The organism is Desulfobacula sp. (genome assembly GCF_030145145.1).
Lineage (GTDB): Bacteria > Desulfobacterota > Desulfobacteria > Desulfobacterales > Desulfobacteraceae > Desulfobacula.
Genome location: NZ_JAQYWD010000019.1, coordinates 51053 through 70606, shown reverse-complemented (window position 1 = coordinate 70606; position 19554 = coordinate 51053). Strand labels below are relative to the sequence as shown.

At 48.6% G+C, this 19554-nt stretch carries 15 protein-coding genes; 11 read left to right on the top strand and 4 right to left on the bottom strand.

Annotated elements, in window-relative coordinates:
* Window positions 1-122: 122 nt before the first annotated feature.
* Window positions 123-749, top strand: a complete 627-nt coding sequence (upp, locus tag Q1Q15_RS12390) for a uracil phosphoribosyltransferase (RefSeq protein ID WP_300460238.1) — start codon at window positions 123-125, stop codon at window positions 747-749.
* Window positions 750-898: 149 nt separating this feature from the next.
* On the opposite strand, the gene Q1Q15_RS12385 is transcribed toward upp, so the two are convergent.
* The 3 genes from Q1Q15_RS12385 to Q1Q15_RS12375 form a co-directional block, all read right to left on the bottom strand.
* Window positions 899-2254: a uracil-xanthine permease family protein gene (locus Q1Q15_RS12385; protein ID WP_300460236.1), complete on the bottom strand. Its 1356-nt coding sequence runs from the start codon at window positions 2252-2254 to the stop codon at window positions 899-901.
* A 242-nt stretch (window positions 2255-2496) separates the two neighbouring features.
* The gene (locus Q1Q15_RS12380) at window positions 2497-2934 is read right to left on the bottom strand and encodes a YqaA family protein (protein WP_300460235.1); all 438 of its coding nucleotides are present in this window, start codon (window positions 2932-2934) and stop codon (window positions 2497-2499) included.
* A 5-nt stretch (window positions 2935-2939) separates the two neighbouring features.
* Window positions 2940-3818, bottom strand: a complete 879-nt coding sequence (locus Q1Q15_RS12375; RefSeq protein WP_300460234.1) for an NAD(P)-dependent oxidoreductase — start codon at window positions 3816-3818, stop codon at window positions 2940-2942.
* Between the two features lie 384 nt (window positions 3819-4202).
* Between Q1Q15_RS12375 and Q1Q15_RS12370 the strand changes: the two genes are divergently transcribed.
* On the top strand, window positions 4203-7334 hold the full coding sequence (locus tag Q1Q15_RS12370) for an NAD-glutamate dehydrogenase domain-containing protein (RefSeq protein ID WP_300460232.1): 3132 nt from the start codon (window positions 4203-4205) through the stop codon (window positions 7332-7334).
* Window positions 7335-7429: 95 nt separating this feature from the next.
* Here the strand turns inward: Q1Q15_RS12370 and Q1Q15_RS12365 are convergent, their stop codons facing one another.
* Window positions 7430-8143 (bottom strand): GntR family transcriptional regulator, encoded by a 714-nt coding sequence (locus tag Q1Q15_RS12365; RefSeq protein WP_300460229.1) that lies wholly within the window; start codon window positions 8141-8143, stop codon window positions 7430-7432.
* A gap of 202 nt (window positions 8144-8345) precedes the next feature.
* Between Q1Q15_RS12365 and Q1Q15_RS12360 the strand changes: the two genes are divergently transcribed.
* The 9 genes from Q1Q15_RS12360 to Q1Q15_RS12320 all read left to right on the top strand — a co-directional run bounded on the left by Q1Q15_RS12360 (window position 8346) and on the right by Q1Q15_RS12320 (window position 19510).
* Window positions 8346-10061, top strand: coding sequence for a thiamine pyrophosphate-binding protein (locus tag Q1Q15_RS12360; RefSeq protein WP_300460225.1), 1716 nt, complete (start codon window positions 8346-8348; stop codon window positions 10059-10061).
* 44 nt (window positions 10062-10105) lie between these two features.
* Window positions 10106-11131: a TAXI family TRAP transporter solute-binding subunit gene (locus Q1Q15_RS12355; RefSeq protein ID WP_300460223.1), complete on the top strand. Its 1026-nt coding sequence runs from the start codon at window positions 10106-10108 to the stop codon at window positions 11129-11131.
* 83 nt (window positions 11132-11214) lie between these two features.
* Window positions 11215-13128: a TRAP transporter fused permease subunit gene (locus Q1Q15_RS12350; protein WP_300460220.1), complete on the top strand. Its 1914-nt coding sequence runs from the start codon at window positions 11215-11217 to the stop codon at window positions 13126-13128.
* 54 nt (window positions 13129-13182) lie between these two features.
* A complete protein-coding gene (locus Q1Q15_RS12345; protein WP_300460217.1) occupies window positions 13183-14355 on the top strand; it encodes an FAD-binding oxidoreductase in 1173 nt (390 codons plus the stop codon).
* On the top strand, window positions 14348-14695 hold the full coding sequence (locus Q1Q15_RS12340; protein WP_300460215.1) for a (2Fe-2S)-binding protein: 348 nt from the start codon (window positions 14348-14350) through the stop codon (window positions 14693-14695). Before Q1Q15_RS12345 ends, Q1Q15_RS12340 begins: the two co-directional genes overlap by 8 nt.
* The gene (locus tag Q1Q15_RS12335) at window positions 14692-16119 is read left to right on the top strand and encodes an FAD-dependent oxidoreductase (protein WP_300460213.1); all 1428 of its coding nucleotides are present in this window, start codon (window positions 14692-14694) and stop codon (window positions 16117-16119) included. Before Q1Q15_RS12340 ends, Q1Q15_RS12335 begins: the two co-directional genes overlap by 4 nt.
* A 175-nt stretch (window positions 16120-16294) precedes the next feature.
* Window positions 16295-17002 carry an aspartate/glutamate racemase family protein gene (locus Q1Q15_RS12330; protein ID WP_300460212.1) on the top strand — a complete coding sequence of 236 codons (708 nt, stop codon included), beginning with the start codon at window positions 16295-16297 and terminating at the stop codon, window positions 17000-17002.
* 104 nt (window positions 17003-17106) lie between these two features.
* On the top strand, window positions 17107-18222 hold the full coding sequence (locus Q1Q15_RS12325; protein WP_300460210.1) for a pyruvate flavodoxin/ferredoxin oxidoreductase: 1116 nt from the start codon (window positions 17107-17109) through the stop codon (window positions 18220-18222).
* Window positions 18215-19510 carry a thiamine pyrophosphate-dependent enzyme gene (locus Q1Q15_RS12320; protein ID WP_300460208.1) on the top strand — a complete coding sequence of 432 codons (1296 nt, stop codon included), beginning with the start codon at window positions 18215-18217 and terminating at the stop codon, window positions 19508-19510. Before Q1Q15_RS12325 ends, Q1Q15_RS12320 begins: the two co-directional genes overlap by 8 nt.
* The last annotated feature ends 44 nt before the right edge of the window (window positions 19511-19554 follow it).

Below are 19554 nucleotides of genomic sequence, written 5' to 3'. Positions count from 1 at the left end.
AAATAATTTTTCAACACAAGACTGCCCCAAAGACTTATTTGCTTGACTCACTTCCGTGTTTTTAATAGTTTCTAAAGGATATTTTTATCCAGTGAAACACGTTAGACAAAGGAGGCACCACCATGACCGTATTTGTAGAAGATCATCCTCTGATAAAACATAAATTAGGATTAATGCGTCAAAAGGACATCAGCACCAAAGACTTTAGAGACCTTTCATCTGAAGTGGCCAGACTGCTAACCTATGAGGCAACAAAAGACCTTGTAACCGAAAAAGAGGTGATCCAGGGATGGGCTGGAAAAGTTGAAGTTGAAAAAATAAAAGGTAAAAAGATTACCATTGTTCCCATTTTAAGAGCAGGGCTCGGCATGATGGATGGTGTCTTTGACCTGATCCCCTCTGCCAAAGTCAGTGTGGTTGGATTTTACAGGAATGAAGAAACCTTAAAGCCCGTGCAGTATTATGTCAAAACCGCCAGTGCCATGGAAGAAAGGATTGCCCTGATTCTTGACCCAATGCTGGCCACCGGGGGGACCCTGATTGCCACGATTGAACTCTTGAAAAAAGCGGGGTGCAAAACCATCAGAGGACTTTTTCTGGTGGCGGCCCCGGAAGGGATTGCCCAGGTAGAAAAATTACACCCGGATGTGGATATTTATGTGGCCAGCGTTGATGACTGCCTTAATGATATCGGCTATATACTGCCAGGCTTAGGGGATGCTGGTGATAAAATTTTTGGCACAAAATAAACCCATTCATTAAAAACAAAGCAATGAAAACAAAAACCCCCATTCCCGCTTTATCCCAACCGACGGCAATTTTCAGGAAAACCCCCAAAACCATGTGACTTCCAGAAAAGTCTGGAAGCCACATGCGGTCTTATGAAATTAAGTGTACCTTAAGAGACTTCTTTTTTGTCTTTACCGGGAAGCACAAGGTTCAGGATAACGCCTATGATGGCGCCCAGGCCGATCCCCTTGAGATCGGTGACACCAACATTCAAGACCATGCCACCCAGACCGGTGACCATAATGATGGCCACAATGATCATGTTGCGAGACTCCATGAGATCTACCTGGGACCGCACCAGCGTGCCCAGACCAATCACTGTAATGGCCCCAAAGAGCAGCAGCATGATGCCGCCCATGACTGGTACCGGAATCGTGGCAAGCAATCCGCCAAGCTTGCCGACAAATGCCAGCAGGATGGCGGTAATGGCTGCCCACGTCATAATGGCCGGGTTGAAGGCACGGGTAAGCGCCACTGCTCCGGAAACCTCTGAATAGGTTGTGTTTGGGGGTCCACCGACCATACTGGCCAGGGAAGTGGCAATACCGTCACCCAGCATGGTGTTCTGAATACCGGGATCCTTGACATAATCCTTGCCGGTAATGGAGCCGATGGCCAATACATCACCGAAATGTTCAATGGCAGGGGCAATGGCGATGGGTACCACAAAAAGGATGGCATTAAAATCCCAGGTTGGGAAAGTGAAGTTGGGCATGGCCAGCCATGGGCGGTCAGCCAACCCTCCGAAGCTAATCAATACCGTGTCCATCCAGGGTGCTGAAGCCACACCCTGGATCTTACCTTCCACGGCGGTGGCCATGAAGGACGCATGCATGGCGGCAGTAAGACCTGTGATATCGAGCAGCAAAGCGGTGGCATAACCCGCTGCAATACCGCACAAAATGGGAATAAGTTTTAACCAATTTTTGCCAAGCAACGAGACCAGCACGGTGGTGGCCAGTGCCACTCCGGCAATGATCATGGCCGGCGCCTGGGGTTCCAGCCAGATGGAACCATCCCCGGCACGGCCCATTGCCATATGAACGGCCACAGGGGCCAGGATCAGACCAATAAGCATGATCACCGGGCCAGTGACAATGGGAGGCAGCAGGCGGTGCAGGAAACCCGCCCCAAAAAAACGAACCAGCAGGCTAAGGACAATATAGAAAAGGCCCGCAGCGGCTAGACCGCACATGATGCCCGGATAGGTAAATTGTCCCTGCTGAGCTGCGAATAACGGTGGCAGAAAAGCAAAAGAAGACGCAAGGAAAACAGGCACCTTCCCCTTGGTAATGAGCTGAAAGATCAAGGTACCAACGCCAGCCGTAAAAAGGGCCACGTTGGAATCTATGCCCGTCAGGATCGGTACCAGAACCAGGGCGCCAAAGGCCACAAAAAGCATCTGCGCTCCGAGCAGGCCGTCTTTTAGTTGGAATTTATACTCGGTTGAATGGACGTCGCTCATTTTTCCTCTCCTTCTCTGCAAAAATAACCTTTACCAACTGTTTTGGACTGATATTCCGTGCTTGGTGTTTCATCCGCCATTAACTTCCTCCCCTTTTTTATTTTCAAAATTCAACCCCCTTTATCATTACAGACCTTTGATCTTTTTTACAGCCGGTCTTTTCTTAGGATAGGAGGTTGCTTGTTGTCAAGGAAAGTATGAAAAATCATTCCGTCATGAAGGCTTGAAAAAATCTTTTGATATCACATCGACAGCACCGCCCAGCAGACAAAGACATACCTTAAAAATTTTCCAATGCTCACCAGCAGCAGAAATACGATAAAATTTACTTTCAGGATGCCGGCGGCAACGGTCAATGGATCCCCAATCACCGGAACCCATGCAAACAAAAGACTGAAAACCCCGTATTTTTTGAATCGACGTCCAGCCCTGCCCGTTTCCCGGCCGGATCGTCTGAAAAATTTATGAAAAACCATCCGAGTGCCCAAAATCCCCAGACCATAATTGACAACCGAGCCCAGTACATTACCCGAGGTGGCAATAAAAACCATGGCAGAGGGACTGAAATCATGGCGCAACAAAATCCCCAAAACCACTTCAGAACTAAAAGGGAGAACGGTTGCGGCAAGAAATGAGGCCAGAAACAGACCCCAATAACTGTATTCAGCTAAAATCTCCACAGGACTTATTCAAACAGTTTAATCAATGCCTGGGTCCCCTTATTGTCATGCCCCATTTCCGCCATTTTTTGATACAGGGACAGGGCCAGATCAAGCCCCGGGGTTTTAAGTCCCCAGCGGCCAGCAGATGATCGGGCAATCACCATATCCTTTATAAAGTGCTTGATATAAAACCCGGGGTCATCATTACCGGCAATCATTCGGGGGCCAAGATTATTTAATGACCATGATCCTGCAGCCCCGGTTCCGATGCTCTTGAGAACGGTTTGAGGGTCAAGCCCTGCTTTTCCGGCATAGGCAATGGACTCACAGACGGCAACCATTCCGGCTGCAATGGCAATCTGGTTCGCCATTTTGGTATGCTGACCCGATCCTGGCTTTCCCTGGAACACAATATTATCACCCATCACCTGGAACAACGGGAGAACGGCATCAAAGGTCTTTTCATCCCCGCCCACCATAATGGCAAGCCGGGCATTCTGAGCCCCCAGATCTCCCCCTGATACGGGTGCATCAAGGGATTCAACCCCTGACAACTTTGCTTCTTCATAGATCTTAACGGCCAGATCCGGGCTGGAAGTGGTCATATCAATAATGATCGTCCCTTTCTTTGCATGGTTTAAGATACCCGTTTCATCCAAATAAATCGTTTCAACATCCGCGGGAAATCCCACAATGGTAATGATCACATCACAGTGTTGACTCAGCATACTCACGCTCTCTTCCCAGACAGCCCCTTTTGAAAGAATTTTTTCAGCCGTATGCGGTGTACGGGTATAAACATGCAGCGCATATCCGGCAGTTAAAATATGGTTGGCCATGCTTTGGCCCATGACACCCAATCCGATAAATCCCACAATGGTTTTCCCCGGTGCAATGCTCATTTTCATCCCTCCCCAGAATTAATTTTCCACTCCTTTAATGACAGTTTTTTCAGGGTTAATCAATATGTGTGTGCGTCTTCTTACGCCTCACCGAACCGGTGATGGCTATCATGCATCAACGTTGTGCATCTCCGTTGATACCATCAATACACGCAAACAAATTAACACCCGCCTTATGACTTTTTTTTGCATTATTATGCTTTTTCATATAAAAATCAAAACAGGATGATGCCTTTATTGACGATATATCCAAGCCCTGTCAAAATAAAGATTATGGGACTACGATAAATAAACGGATAAAAAATTATTTGAATGGTTGACCTGGCCCAATCAAGAGTATATGAGGATGTCTAAAAGAACCATATCCATAAAATAGGAGATCCAATGGAAGCCAAACCTGACAAATGCTTTCCTGTTTCAGCGGGAGCGCACATCATCCATAAAGCCCAGAGCGTAAAACTTAACCCCAGTGTTTTATACGAAGCTGTAATTGATCTGTCTAGCGAAGGATTGATGACCGCCAACTGCATCAATATGGCTGCCGGTATTCTTCTTGACGACCTGGGGTTGCCCGATTACTTTTTTGAAACCCTTACCAAAGAATCCCTGGAACATATTCTATCGTCCATTGCCAAGAGTATCAAATTTCGGGGCGACAAGGTGGTGCTGAATTCGTGGGTGGCTGACATTGATTTTGACCTGTCCCAGGGCAGCCAGATCCAGCGGGTCAGGATCGCCACCAGAGAAACCCGGGACACCATGGAAAAGGTTTTGGATCCCCAGCTGTCCGGCCGTCGCCGGGAGTACTATTATAATCCGGAAAGTGAATACTATACCTATGTGTTCAGGCCGGAAAGTGTTAAAGATTTCACCGAGACCGACTTTACGGATTCCCGGTTTCTGTTCGGCCTGGACCAGGATTTTACATCCACACCCCGCCTGACCCGGAAGCGATATGAAAAACTCCTGGAAAAGGTATCCACATCTGTCATCCCCTTGATTGAGGTCTTTAACCTCTCGGATATCGGGGAGATCCGCATCATGTTCAATTCGGATTTTGAGCAGCCCCAGCTGCCGGTTTTCAGAAGACTGTTTGCTGATCACGGCCTGGTGATCACCCGGGCCTATTGGGAACCATATTTTACCGAATCAGGCGTCGCCTCATCCATTTGCTCCCTCTATGTCCAGGGAGAAGTGTCCAGGAAGATGGAAACGTTGCTGGTGGATGACCTGCGGGCGTATCTCAGTTTCTCTGTCAGCCGGGTTACACAGCTGTATATCGAGGAAAAGATAACCTTCAATGAAATGCTGTTTGCCGGTAATGCCATTGATTTTACCCATATGTTCATCTTTAAAGAACGGGGAAACCAGACGGACAAAGAGATCATGGACAGCCTTGCCAGTATTGACCATAAGGAAGCTTTTTCAGAACGGATCCACGAGTCCAACAAGTTTACCTATGTTTCCCGGATGATCATGGAGACGGTCTGTGCCCACCCGGATCTGATCACCTTCCTGTTTCGGCTGTTTGATAGAAAATTCAACCCAGCCACCCCCTGTGACCTGACCCCGGAAGAACTGGCGGATAAAGAGAAGGAATTTAACCGGATTACTGCGGTTCGGTTCATGGATTTTTCCATGGGACGGGATATTTTTTCCTTTATGTTTAAATTCATTCCCGCCACCTTGAAAACCAATTTTTATAAACCTGAAAAATGCTCTTTTTCTTTCAGAATGGACAACCGGATTCTGGATCCCCTGGTCTTCAAGCAATTTGTGTTCGGCATTTTCTTTGTCAACGGCCATTATGCCTGTGGGACCCATTTACGGGCCGATGACATTGCCCGGGGCGGGCTGCGCCTGATCCGTGTATCGCCCACCACCCATGCCATGGAACAGGACAATGCCGTTCTGCTCAATTATGCCCTGGGTCCCAAGGCCCAGCGCCTCAAGCACAAGGACATCTGTGAAAGCGGTTCAAAAGGGGTGGTGGTGCCCCATGCCATTTATGCCGGCTACAGCATGAATGCCCTGTACGATTACACCGAAGGGATCATGGACCTCATGCTGCCCGACGATGCAGTGGTGGATTATTATGGCCGCCCGGAAATGGTCTTTTTCGGCCCGGATGAAGGCACGGCTCCCCTGATGGATGCCGTGGCTTTCAGGGCCAAAGAAAGGGGATATCCCTATTGGAGAACCATTACCACGGGAAAAAGCTTTGGCATTCCCCACGATACTTACGGTATCCTGACAAACGGCGATCTATTCGGCCTTACGCCCCATAAGGACAAGAAAACAGAACTCACCATCAACGGAAAATCAGTGGTAGTGGCAGCGGACATGGAAGACATCTGGACGCATATCGGGGGTAAAATCCAGACCAGCGGCATGACCACCACCGGTGTCATGGGCGCTTTCAGAACCCTTATTCACCACTATGACTGCAAAGAAACCGATTTAAACCTCATGATGACCGGCGGTCCTGACGGAGACCTGGGATGCAACGAAATACAGTGTTACAAGGGAAACATCTGCCTGATCCTGGATGGGGGATCTGTCCTCTTTGATCCGGATGGACTGGATAAAAAAGAATTGATAAAAATCGCCTTTATGCGCCACTCTTCCCCCCGGGTGAACTCTTTAGGATATCCCATTGAATGCCTGGGCAAAAACGGGTTCCAGGTAAGGCTCAAAGACAAGAACATTACCCTTCCCGACGGTTCTTTTGTGGAAGACGGGGCCATTTTCCACAGAACGTTTATGACCGACCCTGCCAATCGTCACTATATTGAAAAGGCCAACATCAAGGCCTTTATTCCCTGTGGCGGATTCAAGGATACCATCAATCACGGCAATGTAAGGCAATTTGTCTCCCTGTTCAAAGAGCTGCGGTTTATTGTGGAAGGGGCCAATGTCTTTTTTGATGATGCCTCCCGACGGTATATTGCCACATCCACGGATATCCGCCAGATCAAGGATACCACTGCCAACAAGGGTGGCGTCTTTTCTTCTGCCGTGGCCGAGGTGCTCACCGCTTTTTTATTTGGGAATGACTATGAGAAACGCCTTCTGGAAGACAAGGCAACCCGATGGGCCCTGATCCGGGATATCCTGACCCTGGTCAAGACCTATGCCGTTGCTGAAACCGATATGCTGATCAAAATTCATGAAAAAGATCCCAGTGTTCCCTTGTTCGTCTTGTCTGAAAAAACAAGCGAACAGATCTTTACGTTCCAAAAGATTGTGGCGGACCATCTTGAGACCGTGCTGAAGGATGACACCCTGTTGTGGCATATACTGGAAGCCTATATCCCCGGAATCCTGATAAAAAATCTAGGCCGGGAGGCCATTTTGCAGATCATGAATTCTGAAGAATTGTCTCCCTATCGCAATGCCATTATCACCAAAAAGCTGGCTGCCATGGCATTTTATCAGAATGGCCTGGACTGGGACGCGTATGTGGAAAAGACGGGAACAAATTTTTCAGGCGTCATGAATGCCCTGTTTGACTAACGCCCATGCCCTGGCGGCACAACAAAATATGAATGTTATGAGAAGTGAATACTTATTTATTTCCGAGTCCCTAACTTCTCATGACGTAACCCTCATTAAAATATATAGGTATCGGCAAAGGATTCTTTTGCATCAACAACGAGACGGGCCATCCCTTTGACAATATGATCCCTTACTGTGGTAATATGATAGGTAAGGGCATTGCAGACGCCCTTTTCATCTGCTTGCTCAAGGCGATCAAACACGTCGAAATGTTCCTTCAAGGACGTATCCATGACACTTGAAAAGTAAAGGTTTCTGCTGTACCTTAACAATAGAACATCAAATAATTCCTGAAGCATGTTCAACTGAATTTTACAATCCGCCAACGAAGCCAAACACATGTGATACTCCATATCAGTGATAATACGCTTGTAATAGTTGTCTTCAACCACGGCACTTTTATAGTTTTCCAGGGCAGTTTTCAATTTTTCAATTTTTCCGGGAGTCAGCTTCTTTATCGTATCAGAGACCAGGGATACTTCTATCAGTAGCCGGGTATCATAAACTTCTGCAATTTCTTTGAGACTGACCTCATTAATATAATATCCTTTGTTGGGTTCGTGCCGAACAATATTCCTGAATTCCAGCCATTTGATAGCTTGGATCACAGGGGTCATGCTAACCCCTATAAGGTTGGCAAGGTCTTTATATTTGATTTTTTGCCCTGGCAGGATCTTATTGAGAAAAAGCATCTGGCGAATGGCAGAATACGCTTTATAAGTCAAATCTGATTTTTCAGTCTGCTTGTTTGTTTGTTTTTGAGGCATTATTATCCTTTTCTGATTTTAACATTATATTATAATTTATTAAAAAATTAATTAAATAGCAAGTTGAATTCATCCATCCCATTTTTTAAATCCCCTATCATTTGTTCCAATAAATATTTTTTTATTAACTTGACACAAAACTTTTTTTTTGCAATTAATTATTTAATTAAATAATTAATTAAATCTTGAAAGGAACATCGAAATGATTGGTGCCCAGGCGATTGTCAAAATGTTGGAAAAATATCATGTCGACTATATTTTTGGTGTCCCAGGTGATACCAGCATCAAACTCTATGAAGCGCTTTACGATAACCAATCCTGTATCCGCCACATCATGGCCAGGGACGAACGCTCTGCATCTTTTATGGCAGATGCCTATGCCCGCCTGAGCCATAAGCCCGGCATCTGTGAATGCCCCAGCGGTGCCGGTTCGCTTTATACCGTTCCCGGAGTCGCCGAAGCCAATGCCTCTTCCATCCCTCTCATTGTCATCACATCGGATATCCCCCTTTCGGGTGAGGGCAAACAGACCATAACCGAACTGGATACACAAAAGCTGTATGAGTCCATCACAAAATGGGCTTCCGTGGTTAAAAGTGTTCACAAGATTCCAGAGGTGATGCGGCGGGCTTTCCGGATTGCCACAACCGGTCGGCCCGGGGCGATTCACCTGGCGTTTCCCAAGGAAACGCTGTATGATGAGTTTTCAAAAGAAACAACAGAATTGTACGCTGATGAAAACTGCTGCACCTACCCGGCTTTTCGCACACGGGGGGCCCGGGTTGAGTTGGAAGCCATGGTAGAGCTTATGGCAGGGGCAAAAAAATTGGTCATTATTGTGGGGGGCGGTGCTAACCATTCCCAGGCAGGTGAATCCATTCGGTCCATGGCAGAATGGATGGCAGCACCAGTTGTTTCAACCATTTCAGGCCAGGGGATTATGCCCGATGACCACCCCATGGCATTAGGTGTTATCGGCGATAACGGTTTTCACCCTCATGCCCACCGGGCAATGGAAGAAGCAGATGTCCTCTTGTATATCGGATGCAAAATGGGGTCTGTTTCCACTATCAACTGGTCCATGCCATCTGAGAAGCCGGGTCGGAAAATTCTCCAAATTGATCTGAACCCTGAAATGCTGGGTAATAATTTTCAAAATACATTGAGTGTGGCAGGAGATGCAAAACTTGTAGTGGAAGACCTTGTCACACTTTTAAAAGGCAAGACAACTCAAAAAGAAACATCAGAATGGACAAACAAATTGAACAGCCAGCGACAGACGTTCTGGAAGGAAGCTGAACAAGCGTTTCAGGTTGATTCAACACCCCTGAAACCGCAACGAATTATTGCCGAACTCAACCGTCACTTGAATGAATCCACCATCGTGATCTCTGATGCCGGTACACCGACACCCTATATTACCCGATATCTGAAACTTGCGGCCAAAGATTCCAGATTTATCATTCCCCGGGCTTATGGTGGACTGGGCTATGCCATCCCGGCGGTGGTCGGTGCCCACTTTGCACGGCCTGACGCAAAACTGGTTGGGCTTTTCGGGGACGGATCCCTGGGTATGTCAGCCGGAGAACTTGAAACAATTTCCAGGCTCAATATTCCAGCCGTGCTCATTCATTTCAATAACAGCTCATTTGGCTGGATCAAGGCCTTGCAGAAACTCCATTGCAATGAAAAGTATTTTTCCGTGGATTTTAATGCCAATGACCCGGCAAAGGTGGCACAAGGATTCGGTCTAAAGGCACTGTCCATTGAAACGGCTGAAGAACTGGTTCAAGGCCTGGATATCGCATTCAAATCCAAAGACCCTATTTTCCTGGATGTGAAAAGTGAACCTGAATCAGATGAAATCCCGCCTGTTTATTCCTGGATGCAGCGTCAAAAAAAGCATGACAATAAATAGATGTAGGGTGTAACTATATCAACAATCAAAAAAGGAGAAAGAAAATGAAAAAAGCAATTATCTGTTTGTTAACCCTTTTAATGGCAGCTTTTCTATCATTGCCTGCAGTAACCATGGCCGATGCAAACAAGGTGACAAAATCCACAACCATGACCTGGGTGGCCGGCGGCGTTGGCGGTGGCTGGTATGTCCAGGCCGGCGGTATTGCAAGGATGATCGCAGAAAAAGAGCCCAACCTGATCCTGAAAGTGGTTCCCGGCGGTGGCGTGGTCAATCCGGTCCGGGTCTCCAGACACAAGGACGACCTTGGCTGGGGCATTACGTTTGTGGACAAAATGGCTTTTAAAGGGCTGGCACCTGTCTATAAAAAAGCCAATCCAGATGTCCGTTCCCTGGGGGGAATTTTCGGTATTTATCACATCCATGTCCTGGGGGCAAAAGACAAAGGGATCACCTCCATGGACCAGTTGGCAGAAATGGTCAAGGCAGGCAAGAAAATCCATTTGGCGGCTCCCATGAAAGGCACATCTGACCTGCCGTTAATGAATACCATTCTGGATTTTTACGGCATTTCTCTGGAAGATATAAAAAAAGCCGGTGGTAAGGTTTTCCATGCGGTTTATTCAGACATGGTCAACCTGTACAAAGACAAACATGTTGACTTTGTATTCACCCATCTGGGTCTTCCCGGTGCTGCAATTACCGAGATGACCGTGAGTCGGGATTCTTCCCTTGTGTCTCTGTCTGATGCCTGTATTGATCATCTCAACAAAGCGCTTGGGACGCTGTCCCGGGATTCAGGCAGAAGCATTATTCCCAAAGGGACCTACAAAGGCCAGGAAGCGGATGTCCCCACGGTTGTATCTGCGGGAGAACTGATCATTAACAAGGATGTACCTGATAACATTGCCTATACCATCATTAAAATCATCTGTGAAAATACGGACGAACTGTATACGATCAATCCGGCGAACAAGAATTTCAAGCCTGAAACCGGATGGAAAAATGTGGCCCTTCCCCTCCATCCCGGTGCCGAAAAATATTATAAAGATGCGGGTCACATGAAGTAAAGGCGGCTGCTTGACCCAGGTCTTGCACCTTAACACGGCAGGGCATTTTTTTTAGCCCTGCCTCCAAATCCGGAGGGTTATTCATGAAAAATCTTAATACCTGGCAGAGCAAAGCAATTGGTGTCTGGCTTGTTATCCTTTCCATTTTTCAACTCTATACTGCCACTATGGGAATTTTTCAGCCCCGCATCCAGAGGGGGATCCATCTGTTGTTCCTATTGCCGGCAGCCTTTGTCCTGTTTCCGGCATTCAAAAAGAACAGCCATCGAAACGTGGGGATCGTCAATTGGATTCTTGCCGGCCTTTCCATGTTACCGCCCCTTTATATTATATATTTCTATGAACGGCTCACCGAACGGCTGGAGTTTGTGGATGATGTTCTGACCATTGAACTGGTTTTGGGCACGCTGATGATTGTCTTGCTCCTGGAAGCTGTCCGGCGGGCCGTGGTCCCAGCCATGGCAGCTCTCATTGCCGGTTTTTTTGTCTATCTTTATGCCGCACCATATCTTCCCGGGGTATTTTATGCCAAACCCGTTATTTTTGCCGAAGTTGTTGAAATGCAATATCTTATAACCGATGCCGGTATTTTCGGATCCATTACCGGTGTTTCTGCTACCTTTGTGGCCGTATTTGTCATTTTCGGGGCGTTTATGGAGGTCACCAAAACGGGTCAATTTTTTACCGATCTTGCCTGCAGGATCGCCGGCAAGAGTAATGGTGGGCCAGCAAAGATTGCCGTCATTTCCTCAGGGCTTTTTGGCTCTATTTCTGGTGTGGCAGCCGCCAATGTTTATTCAACAGGTGTCTTCACCATTCCATTAATGAAAAAACTTGGGTACAAGCGCAGATTTGCCGGAGCAGTGGAAGCCGCTGCCTCCACCGGAGGGATGCTCATGCCGCCGGTCATGGGGGCGGGGGCCTTTGTCATGGCAGAGATCACCGGCATATCCTATATCAACATCGTCATTGCTGCCATGCTGGGATCATTGCTGCTTTACATCAGCATGGTGGTACGGGTCCATTATACTGCCCAGAAGCAAAAACTTAGAGGCGTGGAAGAAGCAAATATCGTCTCTTATAAGCAAATTCTCAAAGATTCCTATCTCCTCATTCCCATGGTTTTTCTTGTGGCGATGCTCCTGAAGGGGTATTCACCTTTTATGGCGGCCACCGCTGCCATTGCCATAGTTTTTTTGGTCAGTTTCATAAAAAAAGAGACCCGGATGACACCCGCCAGAATCTTTGAAACCCTCCGCCTCGCCGGTCAGAATATGATCATGATTGCCCTTGCCTGTGCCGGTGCAGGCATGGTGGTTGCCATTGTCACCCATACCGGTCTTGCCCTGGGGATTGCCACGGTCATCACAAACTGGTCTGGGGGCCAGCTATTGCCGGCCATGTTCCTTGTCATGTTCACCTCCCTGGTGATGGGTATGGGACTGCCCTGTACACCCGCTTACATTATTGCCATAACCATCGGCGGACCTGCCCTGCTGGCCATGGGGGTCGATATGCTGCCGGCCCATCTGTTTGTTTATTATTTTGCCGTTCTGGCCGGGGTGACCCCGCCGGTGTGTGTGCCTGCCTTTTGTGCCGCCTCTATTGCCGGGTCCAAGCCACTCCAGACGGGTTTTGAAGCGTTTAAACTCGCTTTGGCAGGATTTGTGATCCCCTATGTTTTTGTATTCAACCCGGCATTGCTGATGCAAGGTACCCCCCTTGAAATTATCACGGTCACCCTCATGATTTTGATAGCGATTATCTTTTTTGCAGGAGCACTGAGCGGCTATTTTTTCAAGCCTCTGAACCTGGTTTTGCAGAGCAGCCTCTTTGTCCTGGCAGGTCTTACCACCTTTTTATGCGCCAAGCCTGATCTGCTCAATTCACCCATGATCCGGATACTGGGTATTCTGGTCATGGCAGGAATTTTGTTACGGCCGTTGTGGTTAAAGTTCAGGGCGCCCCATAAGATAACCCATGAACCAAACGCCTGAAACTGTGCATGAAGCATCAGTAGTAGACGTATTAGAGATAAAGGAAACTATTGTTTGAAACAAAATTCACCACAAATTGTCATCATTGGCGGCGGGGTCATCGGCACTTCCATTGCGTATCACCTTGCTAAGCAGGATGCCTGTGTGACCCTGATCGAAAAAAATGATCTGGCTTCCGGCAGTTCAGGTGCCTGTGACGGCCTGGTTTTCATGCAATCCAAAAAACCGGGTGTCCACCTTTCCCTTGCCATGGAAAGCCTCAATCGGTTCGAGTCTCTGCAACGGGAACTGCCCATTGACATTGAATTCAAAAAAACCGGTGGTATGGTGATCATCGAGACCGATGCCGAGTATCGTGCCATGGAAAAATTCACAAGAGAACAACAGGCCATCGGCCTGGATGTCCGGTTGCTGGATCAGTCCCAGGCCCTTGAAAAAGAACCCTTTTTATCACCCAGCATCATGGGGTCAACTTTTTCGCCCCTGGATGCCCAGGTCAATCCCATCAGCCTGACCCTCGGGCTTGCCCTGGCAGCAAAAAAAAATCATGCCAGGGTCATTACCCATGCTAAGGTGCTGGGCATTCACACAAAAAACAACCGTGTGACAGGGGTTGCCACAACCCAAGGAAATTTTGATGCCGATATGGTTGTGAATGCAGCCGGATCAATGGCAGGGCGGGTGTCTGACATGGTGGAAATGTCCATGCCGGTGCAACCCCGGCGGGGCCAGATCGTGGTAACCCATGCCGGAAAACCCGTGCTCACCCGATGCCTGATTTCCGCCAAATATATTGCCGCCAAATATGATCCTTCGTTGGCAGACAAGTCTGGTCAGGGCATCTCCATGGAACAGGCAGATAATGGGAACCTGCTGTTGGGTTCCACCCGGGAGTTTGTGGGGTTTAACAGGGAAAACACCCTGTCCGGCATAAAGAAAATCATCCGGCAGACCGCTGCCATCCTGCCGGTGCTGGAAAACTTCCAGGTGATCAGAAGTTTTGCAGGACTCAGGCCCTATACCCCGGATGGTTTGCCGATTCTGGGTCCGGTCAGGTCCCTGGACGGTTTTTTCATGGCTGCCGGCCACGAAGGGGATGGCATCGCCTTGTCACCCATCACAGGCGATCTTATGGCCCGCATGCTGTTAGGGCAGAAAATCCATATCCCTTTGGATGCATTTTCCCCGGACCGGTTTGGTAGCAATGGAGGCAAACACCATGATTAAATGTCCATCAACTATCCGTCAGGATTTGAGGATTGCGTCTGTTCAAAGGGGCCAAAGGATAACCCTCATGATCAATGGCAGTCCTGTTAAGGCCTATGAAGGCGAAACCGTCCATGCCGCGCTGACAGCTGCAGGCATCCGAAATTTCCGCGTCTCAAAAGCAGGCAGCCCCCGGGGTATTTTCTGCGGTATGGGCATCTGTTACGAGTGTCTGGTCACCATTAACAATATCCCGGACCAGCGGGCCTGTATGACCATGGTAAAAGATCGAATGGAAATTATCACCGGATCAGCACTCTGTCAAAAGCGGGAAGCAAATAATATGGGAGAAGACAGATGAAGGCCCAATACCATGTTATCATTGTAGGGTCAGGCGTTGCCGGACTTTCAGCAGCCGAGACCCTTGCCAATCAAGGCCTTGATATATTGATCATTGATGAGAATGTCCATACCGGAGGACAGCTGCTTAGGAAGACGCGGCCAACATCCGCTTGTTTTCCAAAATTCGATCCTGATCGCATGAAGTCAAAGGGGTTTAATCTGGTTCGAAAAATAAATAAAATCCAGAGCATCGACTGGCTTTTTCAGGCACAAGTTTTGGGTATTTTCAAAGACAGACGGCTTTGGGTCCATATTGAAAAAGGGGAAAAAGGATCGGCTGAATTTCTTGAGGTCCGGGCCGAGCACCTCATCCTTGCCACGGGGGCCCGGGAAAGATACCTGCCGTTTAAAGGCTGGACCCTGCCGGGTGTCATGTCCCTGGGATCTGCCCAGATCCTGATGAAAAGTCATGGTGTTCTGCCGGCTCGTCATACCCTGATTGCGGGGACAAGTCCCCTTATGATGGTCCTGGCATCAGAAATTCTTGGCAACCAGGGTAAGGTCACAGCGCTCCTGGATGAAAACCCAATGATTAAAAAATTGAGGTTTCTTCCCCTTATCAGCCATCACTGGCCCAAGCTGATGGAAGGTGCCATTTACACCGCCCGGATGGCCCTGAACCGTGTTCCCATGCGTCAAAGCGTCAGGATGATCGAAGCCAGGGGCAGGGATGGATTTGAATCCGCGATTGTTGCAAAAACCACTCCCGAAGGGAAGGTGATCCCGGGCACAGAAACCGATTATCTGGCCGGCGCCTTAACAATTGGGTATGGATTTGTCCCCAATATCGAGTTGCCGGTCCAGGCAGGATGTGATCTTGAGTACCAGAAAGATAGGGGTGGCTGGATGGTAAAGGTGGATGAAACACTTGAATCTTCTTGCCGGTCCGTGTATGCGGCCGGTGAAATTACGGGCATTGCCGGGGCTAAAAAATCCTTTATCCAGGGAAAACTAGCTGCCATGACCATCCTGAAAAGATTGGGTAAAACAACTCCTGGAAATCGGAAAATAAAATTTCAAAAAGACATTCACACCCTCGTTTCTCTTGACCGTCAGCAGAAAGCGTATGCGTCTTTTTTAAATCAACTGTGCCAGGTCCCGTCATCCGCCTATGCCGCCATCCCGGATGACACCATGATCTGTCGGTGTGAAGAGATCACCATGGGAACCATTAAAAAGAGCATTCAACAGGGATTTGCTACAGTGGGTAGTTTGAAAAAGGCGACCCGGTGCGGTATGGGTCGGTGCCAGGGACGGATCTGCGGACCTGTGATTTTTGATATTATTACGGCATTGACACAAAAAAGTCCGGGGCACGTGGGTTGTTCTTTGTCCCGGGTACCGGTGAAAACGGTGGATATCAAGGCCTTTTTAACGTCATAACTCAACTTTCGGGGTTGACCACTTTTACATGGGGTCAGGCTTTCTTTATGGCACTTTTTACCCATCTGGTTATGAAATAGTGATAAAAAGCACAATAAAAAAAGCCTGACCCCGTCGATTAAAGCTAAAGTCCGAAAGTTGAGGTCATAACACATATTGAAAGGGTGTATATATAATGGATTTGCTAAACAACCGACCCACCACCCCGTTTATGGGCATCATCATGCTCGACACCATCTTCCCCCGCATCAAGGGGGATATTGGCAACCCGGCCACATTTCGCTTTCCGGTGCGGTACAAGGTTGTCAACGGGGCATCTCCGGAACGGTTGGTCATCCAGGCAGACAAAACCCTGATCCAGCCATTTATCGAGGCCGGCCGGTCCCTGATCAGGGAGGGTGCTTACGCCCTTGCCACCTCCTGCGGATTTATGGCCCTGTTTCACAAAGAACTGACCCAGGCATTGAATGTTCCCGTTTTTTCATCCAGCCTGCTCCAGGTTCATCTGGCCCAATCCATTATCAAAAAAGATCAGAAGGTCGGCATCATCACGGCCCGAAAAACGTCACTGACGCAACAACACCTTGCCGCCGTCGGGATTGAGCACTACCCTTTGGCGATTATCGGCATGGAAACAGCAGAGGAATTTTCGTCTGTTTTTATCAAAGGCAAGCCGACACTAGACCGTGAAAAGTGCCAACAGGAGATGAGGACGACCGCCCTCAAGCTAATAACTTCACATCCTGATATCGGAGCGATTGTGTTAGAATGCACCAATATGCCGCCCTATGCCAAAATTATTCATGCTGCAACGGGGGGAGTACCGATATTTGATGTGATCACGATGATCAATACGGCACATTCAACATTAATATATACATAACGGTTAAGGGGTTGAAAATGGTGAAACCATAACTCATCGGGAACATTTGATGAGTGATCACACGAGAAAATACATGATAATCATATGAATAAAGGATGAATAAAATGACGTTAGTATTTATGGAAGGCAATGAAGCCGTTGCCAGGGGTGCCATAGCCGCAGGCTGCAATTTTTTTGCAGGCTACCCCATCACACCGGCCACCACCATATTCAACAACATGCTCAAGATGCTGCCCCCAAAGGACGGCATCTGCCTCCAGGGGGAGGATGAAATCGCCTCCATGGGGTATTGCCTGGGCGCATCCATGGCCGGCAAAAAAGCATTAACCGCCACATCCGGACCCGGAATCAGCCTTTACAGCGAGCAGGTGTCCTTTGCCATCGGAAGTGAAATTCCCCTGGTCATTGCAGATGTCCAGCGCCTGGGGCCGTCCACGGGATCTGCCACCCGGGGCGCGGACTCGGATATTCAATTTCTGCGATGGGGCAGCACCAGCGGCGTACCCGTGATTGTCCTGGCGCCCAAGGATGCCCAGGACTGCTATGAACTCACGGTCCATGCCTTCAATTATGCAGAGGAATTCAGGTGCCCGGTCTTTATTGCCTCCAACAAGGAAATCGGAATGACCAAGGAGAGCTTTGATATGGATGACCTTGACCTGCCCCCCCTGGTTGAAAGAAACCTTTACTCGGGCGACAATTATATTCCCTTTGAAGCCGCCCCGGACAAGGCCCCGGACTTTCTGCCCATTGGCGGTAAAACGTTGGTCAGGCAGACCTCCTCCACCCACGGCCCTGACGGATACATCACCATTGACCCGGACGTCATTGCCGCCAACCAACAGCGCCTGAGAACCAAACTCCATGCTGCAAGGGAACGGATCAGCCTCTACGAGGAGAAGATCATTCCCAATACCGATACTCTGGTGATCAGCTACGGTATCACGTCCAGGGCGGTTGAGGACGCGGCAAACATCCTGGGACAGGAAGGGAAACCGGTTTCCCATCTGTCATTAAAAACCCTGTGGCCGGTGTCTGAACAGGTGCTCATTGATAAGGCCAAAAATTTCAAGCGCATTGTGGTCATAGAAATGAACCTGGGCCAGTATGTGAACGAAATCCGCCGGGTCCTTGCCGGCAAACAGATTGATTTTTACGGCCAGATGAATGGCGTGTTGATTTCGCCGGCCAAGATAATGGAGGTTATTGACAATGCCTAGTTTCTTAAATAAAAACCGTCCCCCTGTTTTCTGTCCCGGGTGTACCCATGAACGTATCACCAGCGGCCTTGATAACGCCTTCATGGACATGGGGCTTGCTGCAGATAAAATTGCTATTGTCACTGACATCGGCTGTTCCGGTCTGTTTGACACCTTTTTCAATGTCCATGCCTTCCACGGTGTTCACGGCCGGGCCCTCACCTATGCCACAGGCCTGAAGATGGCCGACCCCTCCTTGAATGTCATTGTCACCATGGGAGATGGCGGGCTTGGCATTGGCGGGGCACACGTTCTGGCGGCCTGCCGCAAGAACCTGGATATCACCCTGGTGATTCTCAACAATTTTAATTTCGGCATGACCGGCGGGCAATTCTCTGCCACCACACCCAGCAATGCTGTTGTGGGATCGGAATTTTTAAACCAGGCAGAGATTCCTATTGATATCTGTTCCGTGGCTAAAAGTGCCGGCGCCACCTATGTATCCAAATGTTCCGGTCTTGACAAGGCCCTGGCCGGGGAACTGGTAAAGGCGATTCAACACAAAGGGTTTTCCGTTGTGGAAACCCTTGGCATGTGCACGGGACGCTATACCAAGCGAAACAAGCTCACCCCCGCGGTCATTGACCAGATGATCGAAAAACAAGGGGTATCCGGTGGTGTCATTGAAGAAAACCAGCGGCCGGAATACGGGGAGTTGTACCGGAAACTGGCCCGGGAAAAGACCCGTTTCCCGGAACCCCTGGTGGTAGAAAAACTGTTTGACCTGCCCCATCCCCAGCGCCAGGAGATCGTGATCCTGGGATCTGCCGGCATGCGCATCGTCACTGCAGGGGAAATGGTCTGCTCTGCCGGCATATCCGCCGGCATGAACGTCTCCATTAAAAATGATTATAATATCACCGTGCTCAGGGGACAGTCCGTATCCGAGATCCTTCTCTCTCCCGAGAAAATCGGCTACCCCGGGATTGAATCCCCCACAGTGGTTTTGGCCTTAAGTGATGAAGGCGTGGCCCGCAGAAAAAAAATATTTGGCACCCTTTCTCCCACAACCTTTGTGCTCAAGGAAAAAAGCGTGGCCATTCCCGAAACCCAGGCCTGGGTAGAGGAGATTGATTTCAAGGCGTTTAAGATCAAAAAACAGGACTGGGCCCTGGCCTCCCTGGGTGTTTTGGCCAAAAAAGAGATTGCCATTAACAAAGAAATGCTGACCTTTGCCCTCAATTCCCGGTTCAATGAAAAAGTTTTCACCCTTGCCATGGAAACCGTCAGCAAGGTCTTACAGTATTAAGGATGTCTTATCGCTTGATTTATAATGTCCTTTTGAAGATCGAT

Coding starts and splice junctions, on each gene's coding strand:
- upp (WP_300460238.1), top strand. CDS start 123: ATGACCGTATTTGTAGAAGATCATCCTCTGATAAAACATAAATTAGGA.
- Q1Q15_RS12360 (WP_300460225.1), top strand. CDS start 8,346: ATGATTGGTGCCCAGGCGATTGTCAAAATGTTGGAAAAATATCATGTC.
- Q1Q15_RS12340 (WP_300460215.1), top strand. CDS start 14,348: ATGATTAAATGTCCATCAACTATCCGTCAGGATTTGAGGATTGCGTCT.
- Q1Q15_RS12365 (WP_300460229.1), bottom strand. CDS start 8,143: ATGCCTCAAAAACAAACAAACAAGCAGACTGAAAAATCAGATTTGACT.
- Q1Q15_RS12375 (WP_300460234.1), bottom strand. CDS start 3,818: ATGAGCATTGCACCGGGGAAAACCATTGTGGGATTTATCGGATTGGGT.
- Q1Q15_RS12350 (WP_300460220.1), top strand. CDS start 11,215: ATGAAAAATCTTAATACCTGGCAGAGCAAAGCAATTGGTGTCTGGCTT.
- Q1Q15_RS12355 (WP_300460223.1), top strand. CDS start 10,106: ATGAAAAAAGCAATTATCTGTTTGTTAACCCTTTTAATGGCAGCTTTT.
- Q1Q15_RS12320 (WP_300460208.1), top strand. CDS start 18,215: ATGCCTAGTTTCTTAAATAAAAACCGTCCCCCTGTTTTCTGTCCCGGG.
- Q1Q15_RS12325 (WP_300460210.1), top strand. CDS start 17,107: ATGACGTTAGTATTTATGGAAGGCAATGAAGCCGTTGCCAGGGGTGCC.
- Q1Q15_RS12385 (WP_300460236.1), bottom strand. CDS start 2,254: ATGAGCGACGTCCATTCAACCGAGTATAAATTCCAACTAAAAGACGGC.
- Q1Q15_RS12370 (WP_300460232.1), top strand. CDS start 4,203: ATGGAAGCCAAACCTGACAAATGCTTTCCTGTTTCAGCGGGAGCGCAC.
- Q1Q15_RS12335 (WP_300460213.1), top strand. CDS start 14,692: ATGAAGGCCCAATACCATGTTATCATTGTAGGGTCAGGCGTTGCCGGA.
- Q1Q15_RS12330 (WP_300460212.1), top strand. CDS start 16,295: ATGGATTTGCTAAACAACCGACCCACCACCCCGTTTATGGGCATCATC.